Origin of the sequence: Clostridium sp. (assembly GCF_036646415.1) — a bacterium.
Classification (GTDB): domain Bacteria; phylum Bacillota; class Clostridia; order Clostridiales; family Clostridiaceae; genus Clostridium_J.
On sequence record NZ_JAVXMF010000008.1, the window covers coordinates 1 to 23,819 of the forward strand.

Below are 23,819 nucleotides of genomic sequence, written 5' to 3' on the forward strand. Positions count from 1 at the left end.
ATGTAGCACTAGTAGGCGACTTTGCAAAAATACTTCCTGAGTTCGTAGCTCAATATAAAGAAATGAATAAATAGAATAAAAATAATTAGCAAAAAGGGGTATATAATATATACCTCTTTTTAATTTGTAAAATTATTATTATTAAGTATATATTTCTGATATAATTATGATAAGATTTTGTTAAATTCATTTTGAGTAGAATGAATTTATAAGTTACAATATTTAGAAAAAGTCATCATTAAATATAAATAATAAGTTAGAAAAATCTTAATAAATATGGTGTGAAACATAGTGAAAAAAACATGTACACTTCATAAATACTTAGTGAGGTTGATTAGATGTGGATATATTAAGTACAAGTTTATTTGGAGTAGCTGTAGTTCGAGAAAATTCTATAGAACAATATAATTTACTATTTGAAGAATTACTTGCTATGAGTCATGAAGAAATTTTAAAAATAAATATAGTAGAAATGTTCAATAATTGTGAAGATAATGTAATTACCGTGAATGGTAGAATATTAAAATATGAATTTGTTCAATGCTGGTTATTTGTCATAGACATAAGTAAAGAAAAATATTTGATTAAAGAGGTAAATTTATTAAAGAGTTCTTTAGATAGCATAGATGCTGTAATCAATTCTTCTTATGATGGTATATATATTACAGATGGTAGTGGAAATACTTTGAGAGTAAATGAAGCTTATGAAAAAATTAGTGGGATTAAGAGAGAATTAATCCTAGGAAAAAATATGAGAAAATTGGTAGAGGACGGAACTATATCGGTTTCAGCTACAATGATGGCTTTAGAGCGAAGAGTGGCTATAACACTAGAACAAGAGTATAGTACGGGGAAACAAGCTGTAGTTACGTCCAATCCTGTATTTTATGAGGGTACTGATGAAATAAATATTGTAGTTACTAATGTTAGAGATGTAACTGAAATTGTTGCGTTAAAGGATGAAATAAAGGAAAAGGAATATTTAGCTAATAAGTATTTTTCAGAGTTAGAAGAACTTAGAATTGAGGTTTTAAAAGATGGAGAAATCATAGCTCAGGATAAAAAAATGCTTCAATTATTGCAAATGTGTAGAAGAATAGCAAAAGTAGATACAACAGTTTTACTAACGGGTGAAACTGGAGTTGGAAAAGAAGAGGTGGCCTCATTCATTCATAGAAATAGTAAGAGAAGCACGAAAGCTTTTGCTAAAATAAATTGTGGAGCAATACCTGAGAATCTTATTGAATCTGAGCTTTTTGGATATGAAAAAGGAGCATTTACAGGAGCCAGTAAAGATGGAAAAATGGGAGTATTTGAAGCTGTTAATAGTGGAACCTTGTTTTTGGACGAGATAGGAGAACTACCACTAAATATGCAGGTCAAATTACTTAGAGTGCTTCAAGAAAGGGAAGTTGTTAGGATTGGTGGAGTAAAGCCTAGAAAAATTGATGTAAGAATAATAGCAGCTACAAATAGAGACTTAGAAGGAATGATTGAGGCTAATGAATTTAGAGAAGATTTATTTTATAGACTTAATGTAGTTCCTATAGTTATTCCAGCATTACGAGATCGAAGAGATGATATAATTCCCCTTGTAAATCATTTTTTACTTAGTTTTAATACTAAATATGGATTTAAAAAGATATTTTCTAAGGATGCATTAGACAATATGTGCTTCTACAGGTGGCAAGGAAATGTAAGAGAGCTTAAAAATATGGTGGAAAGGCTTGTGATACTTAGTAAAGGGGATATTATATCAGCAAAAGATTTGCCCCCTAAGATATTTGACATAAAGGTTGAAGATGATATTAGTAAAGTTTATGGCACTAGACAGGAAAGTGGGGATATAAGTAGTGAAATTACTTTAAAAGAGGCAGTTGGTAGATTAGAAAAAGAATTAATAGAAATTAGTTATAAAAAATATGGTAATGTTAGAGCAGCAGCAAAAGCTTTAGGAATTGATGGAGCTACATTCGTGAGAAAAAGAAAGAAGTATAGTGAAATACATAGAGCTATTAATGGGGAATTTACTGAATTATTATAAAAGTCATAAAAAATCGAATATTAAGGCTTTGTGTTGCATTTGTGCAACTAAATTGCGTAAATGCAACACAAAAATATATTTAATGGATGATTGAAAACAAAAGGTTCAGAGGAAATAAAAGAATAAGTTCATATATTTAATGATAAACCGTTGCATTATTGCAACGGTTTTCTTGAATTTACTGGGTTATAGGAGAAGAAAATTGGCATGAAAATTGCTTATTAAATATAATATTAAAATATATTTTGGAGGTAACATTTTATGAAAATGTTTAGTTTAAAAACAGAAATGCACAAGTTTTCTACAGTTAAAGAGTTTGTAGAGGAATTTAATATTTGTCAAACAGATTTATTAGTTACTAATGAATTTCTATACACACCATTCATGAAGGATTTAAACCTTAAGTGTCAAGTATTATTCCAAGAAAAATATGGGGTTGGTGAGCCAACATTAGAAATGATTGAAGCTATCTTTAATGATATTCAAAGTAAGGATGTAAAAAGAATTATTGGTATTGGTGGAGGAACAATCATCGATATATCAAAAATATTAATACTTAAAAAGCCAAATAATTTCTTAGATTTATATGATAAGAAAGAGGTTCCGGTTAAAGATAAAGAATTGGTAATAGTTCCTACAACTTGTGGAACAGGAAGTGAAGTTACAAATATATCAGTTGCTATAATTCCAGAAAGACACTCTAAAATTGGATTGGTATCAAATGAACTTATTCCAGATTTTGGTGTATTAATTCCGGAATTAGTTAAAACTTTACCTTATAAATTCTTTGCTCATAGTTCAATAGATGCATTAATTCATGCAGTTGAATCTTATATTTCACCAAAGGCTATAAGTTATACAGAGTTATATAGTGTTAGTGCTATAGAAATGATATTAAATGGATATAAAGAAATATTAGACAAGGGACCAGAGTATAGAACTGAAATTATGGAAGAGTTCTGTGTTGCTAGTAACTATGCAGGTATTGCTTTTGCAATCGCTGGATGTGGTCCAGTACATGCACTTTCATTTCCACTAGGTGGACAATACAAAGTTCCTCATGGTGAATCAAATTATCAATTGTTTACTGAAGTACTTAAAGCATATTACAGACTTGATCCAACAGGAAAAATAGTTGAATTGAACAATATGTTAAGAACATTAATAGGTGCTGATGAAAATGTAGATATTTACCAAGCACTTGAAGTTGTGCTTAATGATATAGTTCCTAAGAAACAATTAAGAGAATATGGGATGAAAGAGGAAGAAATAGTAACATTTACTGATAGTGTTATTGCAAGTCAACAAAGATTGCTAGTAAATGCCCATTCACCATTGTCAAAAGAAGATATGATGGAGATATACAGAAACTTATATTAAAATATTAAATTTGATAATATGAAACATATAGCATCTACACTAAGAAGAACTTAGCGTAGATGTTTAAAATGAAAATTAGGTATATAAAGAGATTTTAAAGTAAAAGGAAAATTAATACAGTATATAAATTGATTTTATAAAAAGCTATAGAAATATATAGCTTATTTAGGGGGAAATGAAAATGGCAATTAAAACAAGTGAGCAATATGTTGAAAGTTTACGCAAGTTAAATTTAAATGTGTATATGTTTGGTAAGAAGGTTAAAAATACAGTGGATAATCCGATAATACGTCCATCAATGAATTCTGTAGCAATGACTTATGAACTTGCTAACAATCCAGAGTATGAAGATTTAATGACTGCAACCTCAAGTCTTACTGGAAATAGAATAAACAGATTCACACATTTACATCAAAGTACCGATGATTTAATTAAAAAGGTTAAAATGCAAAGATTACTTGGACAAACTACAGGTGCTTGCTTTCAAAGATGTGTTGGTATGGATGCTGCTAATGCTGTATTTAGTACAACTTTCGAAGTAGATAACGCTCACGGTACAGCTTATCATGAAAACTTCAAAAAGTTTTGGATAAGAGTACAAAACGAAGATTTAACAGTTGATGGAGCAATGACTGATCCAAAAGGAAACAGAGGATTATCTCCAAGCCAACAAGCAGATCCAGATCTTTTCTTAAGAGTTGTTGAAAGAAGAGCAGATGGAGTTGTTGTTAGAGGTGCAAAAGCTCACCAAACTGGTATGATTAACTCTCATGAAGTTTTAGTTATGCCAACAATAGCAATGAGACCAGATGATAAAGATTGGGCTATTTCATTTGCAGTTCCAACTGATACAGAAGGAATAAAAATGATTTATGGACGTCAATCTTGTGATACTAGAAAACTAGAAGAAGGTGTAGATATAGATCTTGGGAATAAATGTTTTGGTGGACATGAAACATTAGTTATATTTGAAGATGTATTTGTACCAAATGAAAGAATCTTCTTAAATGGAGAAACAGAATTTGCAGGAATGCTTGTAGAGAGATTTGCAGGATATCATAGACAAAGTTATGGTGGATGTAAAGTTGGAGTTGGGGATGTACTTATCGGAGCTACAGCTCTTGCAACTGAGTACGCTGGAGCAGAAAAAGCTTCACATGTTAAAGATAAACTTATAGAAATGGTTCATTTAAATGAAACGTTATATTCTTGTGGAATTGCTTGTTCTTCACAAGGATACAAAACAGAAGCAGGAAATTACTTAATAGATTTATTACTTGCTAACGTATGTAAGCAAAATGTAACTAGATTCCCTTATGAAATAGCAAGACTTGCAGAGGATTTAGCAGGTGGAATTATGGTTACTATGCCATCTGAGCAAGATTACAACAATGAAGAGTTGAAACCATATATTGATAAATACCTTAAAGGTGTAGATGGAGTTTCTACTGAGAATAGAATGAGAGTATTAAGACTTGTTGAAAATATCACATTAGGAACTGCAGCGGTAGGGTACAGAACTGAATCTATGCACGGAGCAGGTTCACCACAAGCACAAAGAATTATGATTGCACGCCAAAGTAACATGGGACACAAAAAATCTCTTGCTAAAGCTATAGCGGGTATAGATGAAAGTAGGAGTTAAATATTGTGGGGGGTGTAACCCCCTATTTAATCGAAGTAACTTTTTAAATCAGATTAAGAAAAATTCTAGATCAAATGTTGAATTTTATTCTGTGAAAAATGGTGAAGTATATGATGGAGTAGTTGTACTTTGTGGGTGTAAGTCACGTTGTGCAGAGTATAAAGATATACAATATAGAAATTTTTTAATAGTCGTGGACTCTCAGAAAGATTACCCAAAAGTTCTAGAAAAGGTAGGGGAAAGTAGTGAGTATTAAAGAAGAATATAAAAGTAAATTAGTTACCGCAGAAAAGGCTGTAACATATATTAAGTCAGGGGATAGAGTTGTATTGCAACATGCAGCTGGTGAACCTATAGCAATAGTTGATGCAATGGTTAAAAATAAAAATAGTTATGATAATGTTGAAATAGTTCATTTAGTTGCTCTTGGAAAAGGTGAGTATACTAAACCAGAGATGGAAGGTCATTTTATTCATAATTCTATATTTGTAGGTGGTTCTACAAGACAGGCAGTCTTAGAAGGAAGAGCTGATTTTACACCTTGCTATTTTTCTGAAGTACCAAGATTATTTAGACAAGGATATCTTCCTGTGGATGTAACACTTATAACAATTACACCACCTGATAAACATGGATATTGTAGTTTGGGTGTATCTGTAGATTACACAAAACCTTCATTAGAATGTTCTAAACTTGTCATTGCACAAGTAAATAAAAATATGCCAAGAACATATGGTGATTCTTTAGTGCATATTTCTCAAATAGATTATATTGTAGAATCTGACACAGATATAATAGAAATTACACCTCCAACTATTGGCGATGTTGAAAAAGCTATAGGAGAAAATGTGGCTACTTTAGTAGAAGATGGAGCTACGCTTCAACTTGGAATAGGAGCTATTCCAGATGCTGCACTTTTATTTTTAAAAGATAAAAAAGATTTGGGAATTCACTCAGAAATGATTTCTGATGGAGTTCTAGAACTTATTAAAGATGGAGTTGTGACAAATAGAAAGAAAACCATTAATAATGGTAAAAATGTGGTTACGTTTTTAATGGGTACTAAAAAATTATATGACTTTGTAGACAATAATCCATCAGTTGAAATGTACCCAGTTGATTATACAAATAATCCAACAGTAGTAATGCAAAATCATAAAATGACGTGTATAAACTCTTGTATTCAATTAGATTTAACTGGCCAAATATGTTCAGAAAGTATAGGAATAAAGCAATTTAGTGGAGTTGGTGGTCAAGTTGATTTTATGCGAGGGGCAAGTATGGCAGTGGATGGTAAATCTATAATTGCAATTCCATCAACAGCGGCTAAGGGTAAGATTTCAAGAATTGTACCAATTCTTGATGAAGGAGCTATTGTAACAACAACTAGAAATGATGTTCATTATGTAGTTACTGAATATGGTATTGCAGACTTAAGAGGAAAGACAGTTAAGGAAAGAGGAAGAGCCCTTATCAATATAACTCACCCCAACTTCAGAGAAAGTCTTATTAATTATTGGGAAGAAAAATTTAATACAGTATTTTAATTTTTAATCAATTTTTAATTGTCAAAATAATTTGTATTATATCGTAGAAATATTGTATAATAAGGTAAATTTATTTAATAAATATCTACTAAATTTGATTTAGTAGATATTTATTATTAATTAGTTGCAAGGAGAAAGAGGAATTATGAAGAAAAAGGTTGAAATAAAAAGTACTTTTAATAAATTGCTAATTTATTACACTATGGTGGTTTTTACAATATTACTATTTTCTATGATTGTATTTTATGTAGGTTATAAAGATAGAGCAATAAATCAAGCGATACATGATTCCAATAGAACTTTACTAAAAAGTAAAGAATACATAAACTCATCATTAAATTGGGCTAAAACATACATTTATCAGTACTACACAGATAAAGATGTAAATGAACTTATGTTTGGTAGTAGTGGTAATCCAGAAAAAGGAATTGAAAAAATAAAAGAAGTTCCATCTCATAACATTAGTGCACATTCAATATATGTTTATAATGATAATGATAAAAAAATATATACTTCTTCGGGTGAAATTGTAGATTATAATAATTTTAGAGATCAAGAATGTATAAAGCTACTACAAGGAAAACAAGATACAACAAGTACAAGAATTATACATAGAAGAATCGATGAGAACGCTAGCTATGACAATAAAGAAAGAGATGTATTTACTTTAATTCTAGCAAATAATATGACTGAAAATTCAGTTATGCCTCATGGAGCTTTAGTACTTAATATAAATATTTACGATATGAAAAATTATTTATCTATAGGTATAGGTGATGACAAAATATTAGTAATGGATAAGCAGGCAAAAGTTATTTTGAATTCATCTAATACAGATGAAGATATATCTGAGGAAGGTTATGTAAAGGACATACTTTCAGTTAATAAAGAAAAGGGTAATTTTATTACTAAAGTAAATGATGTAAAATACATTGTAAACTATGAGTATGATAAATATTCTGAGAATTATTATATATATCTATCATCCTATGAAAGAGTATTTGAAAATGTAATATATATTTTAAATTTAATGATAGCAAATTTTATAATTATGTCTATAGTGGGAATAATAATGATTTTTGTAGTATCTAAAAAAATCTATTCATCCATAGATAATACATTAAATATAATAAAGAGACATTTGAATTCTAATAAAGAATTCGAAAAGTATATAGACAGTGATGATGGCTCTAAGAGTGATATAGATTATATATCTACAGTAATTGAGGATATGTTTTCTAAGGCGGAAATAGAATCAATTGACTCATTAAATTTAAATGAAAAAGATTTAATCTTTATAAGAAAGTTTTGTCTGAAAAGTTTAATTTTTAATAGAAAAGAAGAACTAGAGAATTACAATGAAAGAATGAAGGATATGGGTATAGATTTAGATAATAACACTAAATCTCTTGTATCTATTATAAGTATAAATATAAATAATGCTGATAATTTAGAGGAAGCAGCAGAAAAGGTTTATGAGATAATTGATAAACATTTTGGAAGTTTGTGCGATTATTATACCTTAAATATGGAAAGTAAAGAGATTTGCATTGTTACAATGAACTTTGAAGACGGAGAGCAAATTAAAACTACACTTCATAAAGTGCAAAATAAGTTGTTAAATGAATTTGGAATAATAACTACAATATCAATGGGTAAAGAAGTCGAAAATTTAAAAGATTTAAATGAATCATATAAAATAGCAAAAACAAATATTAAATATAGTTTCAAATATGGTACATGTTCTCTAATAAATAATAAGGTTATAAAAAGAGATATTAATTCTGCCGTTAAATATGATGAAAATTTAGAAACACAAATGTTTGAAATTCTTAAAGAAGGGGACTTTATTAAGGCTAAGGATGTGCTAGATAAAATTTTTAAAACTATGGAGTATATGGATTATGATGATGTTATATTCTACACAAATGAAGTTATAAATAATTCCCTAATATTTATAAGTCAATTTAGTGTTACTGGTGATAATAGTGGTTTAGACGAAAAATCTATAAAACAAAAAGTAATGAAGATTGAAAAATATACAGATGGTAAGGATATATTAGTAGATGTTTTCGAGGAATTTCTTAATACAATGGATAAGAAGAAAAATACAAAAAAAAGCAAACTTATATGCAAGATTAAAGATTATATAGATAATAATTATTCAAATCAGTTATTATCGGTAGAATATATATCAAATGAGTTTAAAATATCATCTAATTATCTTAGAACTTTATTCAAAGAATCAGAAGGTAAGTCTATTTCTAGTTATATTAATGATACTAGATTTGAAAAAGCTAAGTGGTTACTTAAAAATACTAGTCTAACTGCAGGTGATATTAGTAATAAAGTCGGATTTACAAATCCGAATTATTTCTATACTTCGTTTAAAAAGGCTTATGGATTATCACCAACTCAGTACAGAAGTAATGAAATTGGTTGAAAATAAATATAAAAGTATAATTTATAGTAGAGTATTATGTTGTTAAAGTTAAATATTTATAGTTTTTATGAAAATTTAATGTTTTCAATAAAATGAATTTTCTGTATTATTGAGTTAAGTTTACAAGGGATGGATAATTCTTAACAAGAGCATCTTTATAGACTTATACTCAATTTTATTTAATTAGAGGGGGAAATGTAAATGATTAAAAGCAAACGTTTCAAGAAATTATTATGTTTACTTACAGCTACAGTAATTACTGCATCTTTAGTAGGATGTGGGAAAAGCACACCAAAAGATGGTGAGACAACTGATAATGGCGGGGATGACATTGAAGTATCAGTAGTACTAAAAGCATTAAACAGTGACTATTGGAAAATAGTTGAGGCTGGTGCCAAAGCTGCAGCTACTGAACTTGGTGTAAAGGTTAACGTACTTGGACCTAATGCAGAGACAGATATAGCTGGACAAACTTCATTGATGGAAGATCAAATTGTAAAAGGAGTAGATGCCCTAGTAGTAGCTCCATCTCAACCAAGTGCAGCTGTAACTATTTTTGACAAAGCTGATGAGGCTAAAATTCCAGTATTCTTAATAGATACTAATGCTGATTGGGATAAAAAAGTATCATTTATAGGCACTGGTAACTTAATTGGAGGAGAACTTGGTGGTAACTTTATAGCTGATAAATTAAAAGCAGGGGACGAAGTTGCTATAATTAGAGGAGCTTTGGGAGATAACACTCATGATCAGCGTGTTAAAGGAGCTCAAGAGGCTATGGAAGCTAAAGGCTTAAAAGTTATTAGTGTACAACCAGCTGATAGTGATAGAAATAAAGGTATGAGTGTTATGGAAAACATATTACAAACAAATCCTAACGTAAAAGCTGTATATTGCTCAAATGATGAAATGGCACTTGGAGCTTCAAGAGCTTTACAACAAGCAGGTAAAAAAGATGTTATAACAGTAGGATTTGATGGATCACCAGATGCTTTAAAAGCTATTCAAAATGGAGAACTTACTGCATCGGTAGCACAAAGTGCATATAACATAGGTAAATATGGTGTAGAAGCAGCAGTTAAACATATTAAAGGTGAAAAAGTTGAGTCTGTTATAGATACAGGAACAGAAATAATTGATACTAAAAATGCAAAGGCAAAAGAAGATGAAACTAATAAAATGTTAGGAAAATAACTTAAACAATTGCTCCTAGCAGTCAGTGTTAGGAGCAATATTAAAAGAAATTATCAGAAAAGTTTTTAAATTCATACTATCCATTACATAAAGAATGAGGTGAATAATATTGAAGCCATTTTTGGAACTTAATAATATATCTAAAATTTTTCCAGGAGTTAAAGCATTAGATTCTATAGATTTAGAAATTCATTCAGGGGAAGTCCATGGAATTATAGGAGAAAATGGAGCAGGAAAATCTACATTGATTAAAATACTTACAGGTGCTCATAAAAATGACACAGGTAAAGTTATTATAGAAGGTACAGAGGTTAATTTAACAGGTCCTAAGGATTCAATGAATTATGGGATAGGAGGAATCTATCAAGAATTAAATATAATACCTGAGCTTACTGTTTATGAAAATGTCTTTTTAGGAAGAGAAATTAAATGTGGTGGGAAACGTGGATTACTTAACAAAAGTGAAATGATTGAGAAATCTAAAGTATTACTAAAAGAGTTGGGTCAAAATATTGATGTAACAATGAATGTTGCTAAATTAGGGATGGGACAGCAACAGATGGTTGAAATTGCAAAAGCTCTTAGTATCAATACTAAGATGTTAATAATGGATGAGCCTACCGCTAGTTTAACTGGAAGAGAGGTTAAAGAACTTTTAAGAACAGTTAAAGAACTTAAGAAAAAAGGTATAGCTGTAATTTATATATCACATAGACTAGATGAGGTTATGGATATATGTGACAATATAACTGTAATGAGAGATGGTCAAAAAATTAAAACATTACAAAGAAGTAATATTAGTCACGTAGATGAACTAATTAAGCTTATGGTTGGAAGAGATTTAGAGCAACAATTCCCCAAAATAAAAGTTGAAATTGGAGAAGAAGCTCTAAGGGTAGAAAATCTTTGTAAAAAAGATGTATTTAATAACATCAATTTTAACGTTAGACGTGGTGAAATTATTGGTATATCTGGGCTTGTAGGAGCTGGTAGAACCGAGGTCGTTAGTACCATATTTGGTGCTGATAGATTTGATTCTGGGAATCTTTACATTCATGGTAAAAAGGTAGTTATTAAATGTCCTAGGGATGCTATGAAACAAGGAGTTGCATTCTTAACGGAAGATAGAAAAGGACAAGGTTTGTTATTGGATAATACTATTGATTTTAATGTTAATATTTCATCTTATGATAAGCTTAGTTCAAAGTTATTCTTAAGTTCTAAAGAAATGAAATTAAGAACCGAAGATAATATCAAAAAATTAGCTATACAACCACCAAGTGCAAGCTTTATAGCAGGACAGCTAAGTGGTGGAAATCAGCAGAAGGTTGTAATAGGAAAATGGCTTAACACCAAGGCAGATATATTTATTATAGATGAGCCTACGAGAGGTATAGATGTAGGTGCTAAAGTTGAAGTTTATAACGTCTTAAATGAATTGATAAAGAAAGGTGCTGCTATTATCATGGTATCTTCTGAACTTCCTGAGATATTGGGCATGAGCGATAGAATATACGTAATGCATGAAGGAAAGCTTACAGCAGAGATATCTCATGATGATGCTAATCAAGAAAATATAATGCAAGCTGCAACAGGGGGAATGTAAAATGGAAAAAGTGGAAATTAGCCAAGAAAAAAAATCTCGATTTGACTTATCGGAAAAATCTTCTAAAAAAGATATGTTATATAAGTTTGGTTCATTATTGGGGTTAATAATATTATGTGTTATTTTATCTATTGCATCACCTCAGTTTTTAACTAGTAGTAACTTAATGAACGTATTTAGACAATGTACTGTAAATGCATTAATTGCAGTAGGTATGCTTATGCCAATACTTACTGGTGGTATTGACCTTTCAGTTGGATCAATGCTTGCTTTCTCAACATGCTTTATGGGGATTGCAGTAATAAGCTGGGGAATGAATCCAATCCTAGCTATGATACTATCACTTATAGTAGGTGCTATACTGGGAATGTTAAATGGTTTAATGCTTACAAAAATGCATCTTCCACATCCATTTATATCGACTTTAGGTATGAAAAATATAGCTAGAGGGCTTGCATTAGTTATGACTGCAGCTTCACCTATATCTGGATTCCCTCAGTCAATACAATATTTAGGATCAAAAAGTGTGTTTGGAATACCTATAAGCTTTGTATTAGTTATAGTAGTATTTATAGTATTCTCTATATTTTTAAATAAAACGGCACAAGGAAGATATATATATGCAGTTGGTGGAAATAAAGAAGCTGCAAGATTATCAGGGATAAATGTAGATAAAACATTAGTACTTGTATATACAATTTGTGGATTCATGGCAGCATTAGCTGGTGTTATTCTTGTAGGAAGAGTTAACTCAGCATCACCGCTTGCAGGACTTGATTATGACCTTGATGCCATTGCAGCATGTATCATCGGAGGAGCTTCTTTCTTAGGTGGTAAGGGTAATGTTTCAGGAGTTATGATCGGAGTTATGATTATGGCAGTGCTTAGAAATGGACTTAACTTACTAGGAGTTTCTGCAGATATACAAAACGTTGCAGTTGGTGCTGTAATAATTATTGCAGTTTATGTTGATGTTTTAAGAATGAAAGCTTCAAAAAAAGTTAAATGTTAAACATTATTGAGATAAATTTCAATGTTGTTAGTACTGAAATTTAATAATTATAATGGCTAAATTTATCATTTGTGATGAATTGATTGAAAATAGTGAAATCTCAAACATTATAGTTGAAATAATTATGATACAATGAGCGTACAAGATTCAGAAGGGAATTTCCTTCTGAATTTTCTTATAACATTTATGAAAATAATGAAGGAGGATATTTTTATGTTACAAAAAGAAAAAATAAACGACCTTAAAAAGTTGGCTATTGAAATTAGAATTGAAACATTAAGAGCAGTAGGTAATTTAGGGTTCGGCCATATTGGTGGAGCACTATCAATAGTAGATACACTTGCAGTGCTATATGGTGTAGAAATGAAATATGATTCTAAAAACCCTAAATGGGAAGAAAGAGATTGGCTAGTTTGTTCTAAAGGTCATGCAGGCCCTGCTGTGTATTCAAGTTTAGCGCTAAGTGGATTTTTCCCTAAAGAAGATTTATTAACATTAAATACTCCTGGAACTCATTTTCCAAGTCACTGCGATATGAATTTAACTACTGGAATAGATATGACAACAGGTTCTCTTGGACAAGGAGCATCTTTGGCAGTAGGGATAGCACTTGGTCATAAATATGATAAAAGAGACAATTTTACATATCTAATACTAGGTGATGGAGAAATACAAGAAGGTCAAGTTTGGGAATCAGCTTCATATGCAGGACATAAAAAACTTGATAATTTAATTACATTTATAGATGCAAATAAAAAACAATTAGATGGATTCACAAAAGATATAAATGATTCTGGCGATATTAAAGCTAAATTTGAAGCTTTTGGGTGGCATGGACAAGATATAGATGGTTCAGATGTAGAAGAAATCTATGATGCTATTGAAACTGCTAAGGCCGCAAAAGGAAAACCTTCAGTTATAGTATTAAACACAATAAAAGGAAAAGGTTGGGAGTTCGCTGAAACTACAGCATCAAACCATCACATGACAGTTTCAAAAGAACAAGCTGCTGAGGCTATAAAAATATTAGAAGAAGCATTGAAAGAGGTGACTAAATAATGAGACAAAAAGAATCTATGGAAATGAGAGCAGTATACTGTGAGACTTTAATAGAACTTGCAAAAGCAAACAAAAACATAGTTGCTTTAGATTCAGATCTTATGAGTTCTATGGGTATGGCTAAATTTGGAAAAGAATTACCAGAACAAACCTTTAACGTAGGCATACAAGAAGCAAATATGATTGGTGTAGCAGCGGGGCTTTCAGCTACTGGTAAGATACCTTTTGCTCATACATTTGGACCTTTTGCATCAAGAAGATGCTATGATCAACTATTTTTATCTATTGGATATGCAAAGCAAAATGTTAGAGTTATAGGAAGTGACCCTGGAATAACAGCTGCATTTAACGGTGGAACTCATATGCCATTTGAAGATATGGGATTAATAAGAAATATACCTAATGCTACAATACTTGAGCCAGTAGATTCGGTTATGCTTAAATCTTTACTTAAACAAACAGCAGATATGTATGGTTTCTTCTATATAAGATTACTTAGAAAAAATGCAATTGGAATATATGATGAAGGAACTAAATTTGAAATTGGAAAAGGTATAACTTTAAAAGAAGGAACTGATGTAACATTAATGGCATCAGGAATCATGGTTGATGAAGCTTTAACAGCATCAGAAATGTTACAAGAGAAAGGTGTTTCAGCTAGAGTTGTAAATATGTTCACATTAAAACCTATGGATAAAGAGTTAATTGTTAAATGTGCAGAAGAAACAGGAGCAATAGTAACTTGTGAGAATCATAGCATAATCAATGGATTAGGTTCTGCAGTTGCTGAAGTTTTAGTAGAAAATACATCTGTACCTATGGAAAGAATAGGAGCAAGAGACGTATTTGGAGAAGTTGGACCTGTAGATTACTTAAAAGAAAAATTTGAAATGGATGCAAAATCTATAGTAAACAAAGCATTATTAGCAGTTAATAGAAAGAAAGGTGTAAAGTAAATGTATAAGGTTAAACATGAAAATCCATTTAAGTTAGGATATAACTCTATAACTACAATGGAAGAAACAGAAAATAACACTATGATGGACTTCGGAATTTTAAGAGTTACTAAAGGCCATGTAGAAGTTTTACTTGAAGCTGAAAAAGAAATGGCATTGCTTTTAGTAATTGGAGAAGTAACTTTAAAATGGAATGGGGAAGAAAAAAACATAAAAAGAAGTTCTTGTTTTGATGAAGATCCATGGGTTCTTCATGTACCAAGAAATATTGAAGTTGTAGTTGAAGGTATTTCTGAGGAAACAGAAATAAATATTACTAAAGCTAGTAATGATGTTGACTTTGAAAGTAAGCTTTATACTCCAGAAGAGTGTAGATCAGAAGATAGAGGTAAGGGAACATTAAAAGAGTGTTCTACAAGAATAGTAAGAACTGTGTTTGATTATTCAAATGCACCTTACTCAAACTTAGTTGTTGGGGAAGTTGTTGACTATCCAGGTAAATGGTCAAGTTATCCACCACACCACCACCCACAACCAGAAATATATTACTATAAATTCTATCCTGAAAACGGGTATGGTTTCTCTCAATTAGGTGATTCTGCAGAGATGGTTAAGAATGACGATACAATAAAAATCTTAAATGATTTAAGTCATCCACAAGTAACTGCGCCAGGATATGCTATGTATTATATCTGGGTAATAAGGCATATAGATGGAAATCCATATATTACGCCAGTGTTTGAAGAAGAGCACTTATGGACTACAAATAAAGATGCCAAAATTTGGCCGGATAAATAAGGAGAAAGTGATAGAATGGAAACAATAAGACTTACGATGGGTCAAGCCCTAATGAAATTTTTAGATAATCAATACATCGAATTTGATGGCATAGAAACTAAATTCATTAAAGGTATATTCACTATATTAGGTCACGGTAATGTTGTGGGATTTGGTGAAGCTCTAGAAGCTTACAAAGGTGATATAGTAATGTACCAAGGAAGAAATGAACAAGGAATGGCACATGTGGCTATTGGATATGCAAAACAAAAGAATAGAAAAGAAATAATTGCATGTACATCTTCAATTGGACCTGGAGCTCTAAATATGGTCACAGCAGCAGGAACTGCTACTGCAAATAGAATTCCATTACTATTGTTTCCAGGAGACACTTTTGCATGTAGACAACCAGACCCAGTACTTCAACAAATGGAGCAAACTAATAGTGCTGCAACAACTGTAAATGATGCTTTTAAACCAGTTTCAAAGTATTGGGATAGAGTTTCAAGACCAGAACAATTAATGAGTGCTATGATTAATGCTATGAGAGTTTTAACTGACCCAGGAGATACAGGTGCAGTTACAATCTGTCTTCCTCAAGATGTAGAAGGAGAAGCATACGATTATCCAATTGAATTCTTTGAAAGAAGAGTACACCATATATTAAGAAGAATTCCTACTAGAGGAGAGATTGAAAGAGCTATTAAACTTATTTCAAGTAAGAAAAAACCTATGATGATTTGTGGCGGAGGGGTATTATACTCAGAAGCTGGCAAAGAACTTAAAGAATTTGCGAATAAGTTCAACATTCCTTTTGCAGAAACTCAAGCTGGGAAAAGTGCTCTTGTTTGGGATGAAAAAATGAACCTAGGAGGAATGGGAGTTACTGGTGGACTTGCTGCTAATAAAATAGCTGATGAAGCAGATTTAATTATTGCAGTAGGTACAAGACTTACTGACTTTACAACTTCTTCAAAATGGTTGTTTAAGAATCCAAATGTAAAATTTTTAAATATTAATGTATCTTCATTTGATGGTTACAAAATTAATGGTGATATGATTATTGCTGATGCTAAAGAGACATTATTAGCTTTAGAAGAAGCTCTTGAAAAGGTTAACTATAAATCTTCTTATATTAATGAAATAGCTGAAACTAAAGAAAACTGGAATAAGGAAGTAGATAGATTATTTGCTGATGAGCGTGAAAATGGTTTATCTCAAACTAGAGTTCTAGGAGAACTTGATAAATTCATAGATGACGATTCTGTGATTGTTGGAGCTGCTGGAAGTTTACCAGGAGATCTTCAAAGAGTTTGGAGACCTAAGAGTTATAATTCTTATCATTTAGAATATGGTTTCTCTTGTATGGGTTATGAGATAGCTGCTGCAATGGGAGTTAAACTTGCTGAACCTCATAGGGAAGTGTATTCAATGGTTGGTGATGGAAGTTTCATGATGCTTCACTCTGAGCTGGTTACTAGCATTCAAGAAGGAGTAAAAGTTAACGTTGTTTTATTTGATAACGTAGCAAATGGTTGTATTAACAATCTTCAAATGGGTCATGGAATTCCAAGCTTTAATACTGAATTTAATTTTAGAAATTCAGAAACAGGAAGACTTGATGGAGCGCCAATTCCAATAGACTTTGCAATGGTTGCAGCTGGATATGGTGTTAAGACTTTCAAAGTTAGCACTGTAGAAGAATTAAGAGAAGCACTAGCAGAATCTAAGAAATCAGAAGTATCTACATTAATAGATATTAAAGTTCTTCATAGGACAATGACTGGTGATTATGCAGCTTGGTGGAGAGTGGGAGTTCCTGAGGTTTCTGAAAGTGAATCTGTAAGAGCTGACTATGAAAAATTCCGTAAAGATGTAGCAGAAGTTAAACAATTCTAGAAAAATATTAATATTATAAGTCAAATAATTATTAATAATGTAAATAATGCTCATTATGAATGTTATTTTGCAATGAGCTTAATAAAACAATTACAAGGAGTGGACAAAATGTTTAATAGTGAAAAAGTAAAATTAGGAATTGCTCCAATAGCTTGGACAAACGATGATATGCCAGAATTAGGAGGAGAAAATACTTTTGAGCAATGCGTAAGTGAAATGGCATTAGCAGGTTTCACAGGTAGCGAAGTTGGGGGTAAATATCCAAGAAATACAGAGGTATTAAAAAAAGCTTTAGAGCTTAGAAGAATTAATATAGCTAGTGCTTGGTTCAGTTCTTTCTTAACAACGAAGCCACTTGAAGAAACCGTTATTGCATTTATAGAACACAGAGATTTCTTAAATTCAATGGGAGCTAAGGTTATAGTGGTATCAGAGCAAGGTCACAGTGTTCAAGGTCAAAGTGTTCCAGTATTTGATAATAAACCATATTTTACTGAAGAAGAATGGGAAAAGCTTGCAAGAGGACTTGAAGAACTTGGAAGACTTGCATCAGAAAAAGACATGAAAATAGTTTATCATCATCATATGGGTACTGGAGTACAAACTACATCAGAAGTTGATAAATTAATGAGTATGACTGATGAAAATTTAGTTTATCTTTTATTTGATACAGGACACTTTGTATTCTCAGGTGAAGATGCTGAAGCTATTCTTAGAAAATATATCAACAGAATTAAACATGTTCATTTAAAAGATATAAGAAAAGATATATTAGCAGAAGTTAAAGCTAATAATATGAGTTTTTTAGATGGAGTTAGAAAAGGTGTGTTCACAGTTCCAGGAGATGGAATGGTTAATTATGAGCCAATATTTAAAATATTAAGCGAAAATAATTATGAAGGGTGGTTTGTTGTAGAAGCTGAACAGGATCCTGCAATAGCAAATCCACTAGAATACGCTATAAAAGCTAGAAAATTCATAAGTGAAAAGACTGGTTTATAGTATTAAATAAAGTAGTTGCTGTTACTTTTTATAGTAACAGTAGCTATTATAAAATATTTATAACAGTAGACTAAGGATTTAAAGGTAGGAGAATAGATATTTACATAGGTATTATTATGAAATAGGGAATTAAGTTAAGCAGTATAGAGCTGTTAGCTAAAAAATATATTAATTTAAATAGTGGAAAAAGGGAGATGTTATTATGAATAAAAAAGTAAAAGTAGGGGTTATTGGAGTAGGAAGAATAGGTAAACTTCATGCAGAAAATATTGCTAGAAGGTTAGGTGCTTATGCAGAATTAGTTGCTGTAGCAGATGTATTTTTAAATGATTCTATAGTTGAGTGGGCAAACAGCTTAGGCGTAACTAAGGTTTATGATGACTATAAAAAAATAATTGAAGATCCAGCAATAGATGCTGTAATAATATGCTCATCTACAAACACTCACTCTATTATATCAGTTGAAGCAGCTAATGCAGGTAAACACATTTTCTGTGAAAAACCAATCGACTATGATTTAGAAAAAATTAAAATGGCATTAGATGCTGTTGAAAAAGCAGGTGTTAAATATCAAGTTGGATTCAACAGAAGATTTGACCATAACTTTAGAAAAGTAAGAGAAATGGTTGAAGCTGGGAAGGTTGGTAACATTGAAATTGTGAAAGTTACTGCAAGAGACCCAGAACCACCATCAGCTGAATATGCAAGAGTATCTGGAGGAATGTTCCTTGATATGTCTATACATGATTTTGATATGGCAAGATATTTAAGTGGTAGTGAAGTAGAAGAAGTTTACACTAATGCAGCAGTACTTGTAGACCCAGCAATAGGTGAAGCAGGAGACGTAGATACTGCATTAATAAGCTTAAAATTTAAAAATGGATCTATAGGAGTTATAGATAATAGTAGAAGAGCTGCTTATGGATATGATCAAAGAGTTGAAGTATTTGGATCTAAAGGATCAGCAGAAGCTTCCAATGATACTCCTACAACAGTAGTACTTAGTACAGAAGAAGGTGTATCTTCAGATAAACCTAAATATTTCTTCTTAGAAAGATATATGGATTCTTTTGCTGATGAAATGAAAGAATTCTTTGAAGCTATTATAAATGATAAGATAACTCCAGTAGTTGGTAATGATGGATTACAACCAGTACTTATAGGCCTAGCAGCTAAAAAATCATTTGCTGAAGGCAGACCTGTAAAAATATCTGAATTACTATAATATAAAAGTGTTATAAATAATTGCCAATATAGGAAGGATACCATGTAAGTGGTATTCTTTCTTTTGATTAAATAGAAGATTAATAAAATATTAGGTTTCAATATGAAAAGTATCATAAGGTTGGGAAGTGGTATTTCATATGTAGCATATTTGTGATATAACTAAATATGGAAGAAGAATTAATATAAGATTTATTAAGAAGTAAATGTTTGGATAACGGAAATAATAAATATGAAATATGAATAAATACAAATTAAACTTAATATAAATTATCTTGTTCTGTAAATTATAAGGAGGTGAACTTTAGTAGGTGGTGCTAAAGCATATCAACTGTCTAAAGTAAAAACATGTTTAAGAAATATATAGAAGAAAATAAAAGTAACATTATAAATGATTTGGTAGAATTAGTAAAAATTAGGACGGTAGAGGGTAATAAGAAGCCTAATATGCCATTTGGAGAAGAGGTGTACAAAGGTCTTCGCTATGTAATAGATAAGGGAACTGAACTTGGATTTAAGAGCCAAAACTTTTGTGGTTATTGTGGTCATATTGAGGCAGGTAGTGGAGAGTATACTGTAGGTATATTGTGTCATGTAGATGTAGTTTCAGAAGGTTATGGATGGACTAAAGATCCTTTTGAAGGTGAAATCTGTGATGGTAAGATTTATGGTAGAGGTGCAATTAATGGTAAGGGTCCAATGATATCATGTCTTTATGCTATGAAGCTTTTACAAGATGAGAATTTAATTCCTAAAGATAAAAGAGTTAGGTTAATTGTAGGCGGTGACAGAGAAACTAATTTGAAAAGTATTGATTATTATAAAGAGTATGAAAAGGCTCCAGATATAGGTTTTACTACAGAAGGTAAATTTCCAATAATTTATGGAGAAAAAGGCATTATTGATATGGATATAAATATGGAACTTTTAAGTGATTTTGATGCGCCTATTAATATTGTTGAAATAATTGGTGGTGAAACTTCTAATATGGTACCTTCAAGGGCTAATTTCATATTAAGTTGCACTGAAACTTTTAGAGAAAAAGTTGAAGTTGAACTTAAGGGATTTGCAAAGAGAGAAAAAATAAAATATAAAATATTTGTACAGAATAGACTTATGAGCATTGAGTTTATAGGAAGAGAATCTCTTGGTAGTACACCTGAAAATGGAATTAATGCGATTTCTTATGGCATGAAATTTCTTTTAACTTTTGAGGAGTTTATAGATAAGAAGGAATTTGTACAGGAATACAATAGATTAATTTCTACATATTATAATGGGGAAAAAATTGATTGTAATTTTAAAGATGAAGATTCAGGGAAGTTTACTTTCAATGTTGGAGTAATAAATTTAACAAATGATAATGTAAACATTAAAGTTAATATAAGATATCCTATTTCCTATATATATAGTGATGTATTACAACGTATTAAAGATGGATTTAAATACTCACCATTAAAATTAAGTAATATTAATCATGTAAGACCTGTTTCCTTTTCAAGGGATAGCTTTATAATAAAAAAATTAATGAAGACCTATAGGGATGTTACTGGAGACAAAGTGAATGAGCCTTATGTAACATCTGAAGATACTTATGCAAGAGCTATGAGCAACACTGTGTCTTTTGGCCCGGTATTTCCATTGGATGAAGATTTGTCACACAAGCCGGATGAATTTATAAGTATTGATTCTCTTATGAAAATTACAGAAATTTATGCCATGGCTATTTATCAACTATTAAAGTAAGAAAAGGTGGAGATATTATTAAGAAAAAATATATATTATTAATAGTAACTATTTTATGGATTAGTATGATGTTTTATATGTCCAGTCAACCAGCAGTTGAATCATCGGAGGCTAGTTCGAAAATAGTAAATATTATATCGGGGAGATTAGAACTTAGTGAAGCGAAGGTGGAAACTTTAACAATTATAGTTAGAAAGGGAGCTCATTTTACTGAATACTTAATTCTTTCTTATTTGGTAATTATGACATATGGATCTTTCTATAACAGAAAATACAACTTTTCATCCATTCTACTAGTTTGTTTGGTAGTAGCAGTAAGTGATGAATTTTTTCAGGGGTTTATTGAAGGAAGAAGTTCAGAGGTTAAAGATGTAATAATTGATTTCAGTGGATCGATAACTTGTTCTATTTTATATTACTGTGGTATACATATAAATAGATATGAAAAGAAGGTGGTAAAATGAAACAAGTAAAATTATATGATTTAATTATGGTATTTGGTATTTTATCATTAATTTATTATATAATATTGAAGCTATGCACATTTAATATGGCATTTGCAGAATTTTGGCTTTTTATATCAATGGGAAGCTTTATACTGTATTGGGCAATGAAGAATAGATTAATACCACAGGGAATTGGTAAAATTATAATTATCATAATAGTTATGGGATTAATGATATTTATTACTTTAGAATCTATAATTATTTATACTGGGAGCATAGAAGATAAAGATCAAACCAATTATGTATTAGTATTAGGTGCTGGAATAGATGGTGATAAAGTATCTAGAACTTTAAAGTTAAGGTTGGATAAAGCTATAGAGTTTAATAGAGAGTTTGAGGATATACCTATTATAGTTAGTGGTGGTATGGGAGAAGGGGAAACAATAACTGAGGCATTGGCTATGAAAAACTATTTAGTTGATAATGGTGTACATGATAAGAATATTTTAATGGAAGATAAATCTACTAGTACTTATGAAAATTTTAAGTTTTCTAAGGCGATTATGGAAGAAGGTCAGTCTTTAAAAATAGGTGAAGAAAGTTTAGTTAATCTGGATAAAGATATAAGTATAACGCTTATAACAAATAGTTTTCATATGTTTAGAGCTAAATATATTGGTGAAGGTGAAGGCTTGGAAATTCATTGTTTTAATGCACCTACAGAAAAAGTCACAGCACTAAACTTTTATGTTAGAGAGAGTTTTGCTTTAATTAAAGATGTTCTTTTTAGATATATTAAATAATTAATAGATAAAGGAGAAATTTCTGTAGTGTATATTGGAATAGACTTAGGTGGTACAAATATAGGAATTGGAATTGTAGATAAAGAAAATAACTTGATTTTAAAAGATTCAATTCCTACAAGACGCGAAAGAGGATATGCGGAGATTGTACAAGATATAGTAAACTTAATAAACAAAGTTATAGCTAATACAAATATAAATAAGCGTGAAATAGAAGGAATAGGTATAGGGATTCCAGGGATAGTAGAACCACAAAGTGGAATAATTATCAATTCTGTAAATCTTAAGTGGAAACAGGTTCCCATAAAGAAGCTTATAGAAGCTGAATTTCAAATTCCAATATACATTGGGAATGATGCCACAGTAGCAGGGGTAGCGGAGTTTGAAGTTGGAGCAATGAAGGGATGTAAATCTGGAGTTCTATTAACTCTAGGAACTGGAGTTGGGGCAGGTATAATTATTAATGGTAAGGTATATGATGGTTTTAATGGTGTGGGATCTGAAATAGGCCATATGATTGTTGGAGAAAATTATTATCACTGTAATTGTGGAAGGAATGGATGTCTAGAGACATTTTGCTCTTCTACAGCTATTATAAATTACGCTATAAAGTTAATTAATGAGGGCAAAAGTTCAGCTATTCTAGAATATGTTGAGGATGATATAAGTAAAATCAATGGAAAAGTAATATTTGAAGCAGCACAGAATGGCGATAGTGTAGCATGCCAGGTAGTTGATAGAATGGTAAAGTATTTATCTATAGGTATAGTAAACACAATATCTGTAATTGATCCAGAGATTTTTGTTATAGGAGGAGGACTATCTGCATCCGGAGATTTTTTACTGTCTAAGATAAAACAACAAGTATTGGAAAATACTTATTATAAAGAAGTAGAAGTTGGACGAGTTGTATTATCTAATATAGGAAACGATGGTGGAATAATAGGTGCAGCCAATCTATGCAAACATCAGAAATAATGTCAATGCTTATTCTTAAGTAATAATTTAGCTTAAAAGCTTTCCTATTTAGGAGGGC

19 protein-coding genes are annotated in these 23,819 nt (G+C 30.8%); all 19 read left to right on the forward strand.

Features of this window, described 5'->3' with window-relative positions; translation table 11 throughout:
* Nucleotides 1-340: 340 nt before the first annotated feature.
* The 19 genes from RSD37_RS07360 (at nucleotide 341) to RSD37_RS07450 (ending at nucleotide 23,761) form a co-directional block, all read left to right on the forward strand.
* Nucleotides 341-2,044 carry a sigma 54-interacting transcriptional regulator gene (locus RSD37_RS07360; protein ID WP_346946071.1) on the forward strand — a complete coding sequence of 568 codons (1,704 nt, stop codon included), beginning with the start codon at nucleotides 341-343 and terminating at the stop codon, nucleotides 2,042-2,044.
* Between the two features lie 261 nt (nucleotides 2,045-2,305).
* Nucleotides 2,306-3,424, forward strand: coding sequence for a 4-hydroxybutyrate dehydrogenase (locus tag RSD37_RS07365; RefSeq protein ID WP_346946072.1), 1,119 nt, complete (start codon nucleotides 2,306-2,308; stop codon nucleotides 3,422-3,424).
* Between the two features lie 181 nt (nucleotides 3,425-3,605).
* Nucleotides 3,606-5,069 (forward strand): 4-hydroxyphenylacetate 3-hydroxylase family protein, encoded by a 1,464-nt coding sequence (locus RSD37_RS07370; RefSeq protein WP_346946073.1) that lies wholly within the window; start codon nucleotides 3,606-3,608, stop codon nucleotides 5,067-5,069.
* Nucleotides 5,053-5,325 carry a hypothetical protein gene (locus RSD37_RS07375; protein WP_346946074.1) on the forward strand — a complete coding sequence of 91 codons (273 nt, stop codon included), beginning with the start codon at nucleotides 5,053-5,055 and terminating at the stop codon, nucleotides 5,323-5,325. The genes RSD37_RS07370 and RSD37_RS07375 overlap by 17 nt, the downstream gene beginning before the upstream one ends.
* Nucleotides 5,315-6,616, forward strand: a complete 1,302-nt coding sequence (locus RSD37_RS07380; protein ID WP_346946075.1) for an acetyl-CoA hydrolase/transferase C-terminal domain-containing protein — start codon at nucleotides 5,315-5,317, stop codon at nucleotides 6,614-6,616. The genes RSD37_RS07375 and RSD37_RS07380 overlap by 11 nt, the downstream gene beginning before the upstream one ends.
* A 145-nt stretch (nucleotides 6,617-6,761) precedes the next feature.
* Nucleotides 6,762-9,059, forward strand: a complete 2,298-nt coding sequence (locus RSD37_RS07385) for a helix-turn-helix domain-containing protein (RefSeq protein ID WP_346946076.1) — start codon at nucleotides 6,762-6,764, stop codon at nucleotides 9,057-9,059.
* A gap of 201 nt (nucleotides 9,060-9,260) precedes the next feature.
* Nucleotides 9,261-10,253, forward strand: a complete 993-nt coding sequence (locus tag RSD37_RS07390) for a sugar ABC transporter substrate-binding protein (RefSeq protein ID WP_346946077.1) — start codon at nucleotides 9,261-9,263, stop codon at nucleotides 10,251-10,253.
* A gap of 109 nt (nucleotides 10,254-10,362) precedes the next feature.
* The gene (locus RSD37_RS07395; RefSeq protein WP_346946078.1) at nucleotides 10,363-11,859 is read left to right on the forward strand and encodes a sugar ABC transporter ATP-binding protein; all 1,497 of its coding nucleotides are present in this window, start codon (nucleotides 10,363-10,365) and stop codon (nucleotides 11,857-11,859) included.
* A gap of 1 nt (nucleotide 11,860) precedes the next feature.
* Nucleotides 11,861-12,871, forward strand: coding sequence for an ABC transporter permease (locus RSD37_RS07400; RefSeq protein WP_346946079.1), 1,011 nt, complete (start codon nucleotides 11,861-11,863; stop codon nucleotides 12,869-12,871).
* A gap of 213 nt (nucleotides 12,872-13,084) precedes the next feature.
* On the forward strand, nucleotides 13,085-13,930 hold the full coding sequence (locus RSD37_RS07405; RefSeq protein WP_346946080.1) for a transketolase: 846 nt from the start codon (nucleotides 13,085-13,087) through the stop codon (nucleotides 13,928-13,930).
* Nucleotides 13,930-14,886 carry a transketolase family protein gene (locus RSD37_RS07410; protein WP_346946081.1) on the forward strand — a complete coding sequence of 319 codons (957 nt, stop codon included), beginning with the start codon at nucleotides 13,930-13,932 and terminating at the stop codon, nucleotides 14,884-14,886. The genes RSD37_RS07405 and RSD37_RS07410 overlap by 1 nt, the downstream gene beginning before the upstream one ends.
* Nucleotides 14,887-15,684, forward strand: coding sequence for a 5-deoxy-glucuronate isomerase (locus RSD37_RS07415; protein ID WP_346946082.1), 798 nt, complete (start codon nucleotides 14,887-14,889; stop codon nucleotides 15,682-15,684).
* 15 nt (nucleotides 15,685-15,699) lie between these two features.
* Nucleotides 15,700-17,562, forward strand: a complete 1,863-nt coding sequence (gene iolD / locus RSD37_RS07420; protein WP_346946083.1) for a 3D-(3,5/4)-trihydroxycyclohexane-1,2-dione acylhydrolase (decyclizing) — start codon at nucleotides 15,700-15,702, stop codon at nucleotides 17,560-17,562.
* A 108-nt stretch (nucleotides 17,563-17,670) separates the two neighbouring features.
* Complete coding sequence (gene iolE, locus RSD37_RS07425; protein ID WP_346946084.1) at nucleotides 17,671-18,564, forward strand: myo-inosose-2 dehydratase; 894 nt, start codon at nucleotides 17,671-17,673, stop codon at nucleotides 18,562-18,564.
* Nucleotides 18,565-18,766: 202 nt separating this feature from the next.
* A complete protein-coding gene (gene iolG, locus RSD37_RS07430; RefSeq protein ID WP_346946085.1) occupies nucleotides 18,767-19,789 on the forward strand; it encodes an inositol 2-dehydrogenase in 1,023 nt (340 codons plus the stop codon).
* A gap of 347 nt (nucleotides 19,790-20,136) precedes the next feature.
* Entirely contained in the window at nucleotides 20,137-21,534 is a 1,398-nt protein-coding gene (gene pepV, locus RSD37_RS07435) for a dipeptidase PepV (RefSeq protein ID WP_346946086.1), read from the forward strand.
* A gap of 50 nt (nucleotides 21,535-21,584) precedes the next feature.
* Nucleotides 21,585-21,998 (forward strand): VanZ family protein, encoded by a 414-nt coding sequence (locus RSD37_RS07440; RefSeq protein WP_346946188.1) that lies wholly within the window; start codon nucleotides 21,585-21,587, stop codon nucleotides 21,996-21,998.
* Nucleotides 21,995-22,783, forward strand: a complete 789-nt coding sequence (locus RSD37_RS07445) for a YdcF family protein (RefSeq protein ID WP_346946087.1) — start codon at nucleotides 21,995-21,997, stop codon at nucleotides 22,781-22,783. The genes RSD37_RS07440 and RSD37_RS07445 overlap by 4 nt, the downstream gene beginning before the upstream one ends.
* A gap of 27 nt (nucleotides 22,784-22,810) precedes the next feature.
* Complete coding sequence (locus RSD37_RS07450; RefSeq protein ID WP_346946088.1) at nucleotides 22,811-23,761, forward strand: ROK family glucokinase; 951 nt, start codon at nucleotides 22,811-22,813, stop codon at nucleotides 23,759-23,761.
* Nucleotides 23,762-23,819 lie beyond the last annotated feature (58 nt).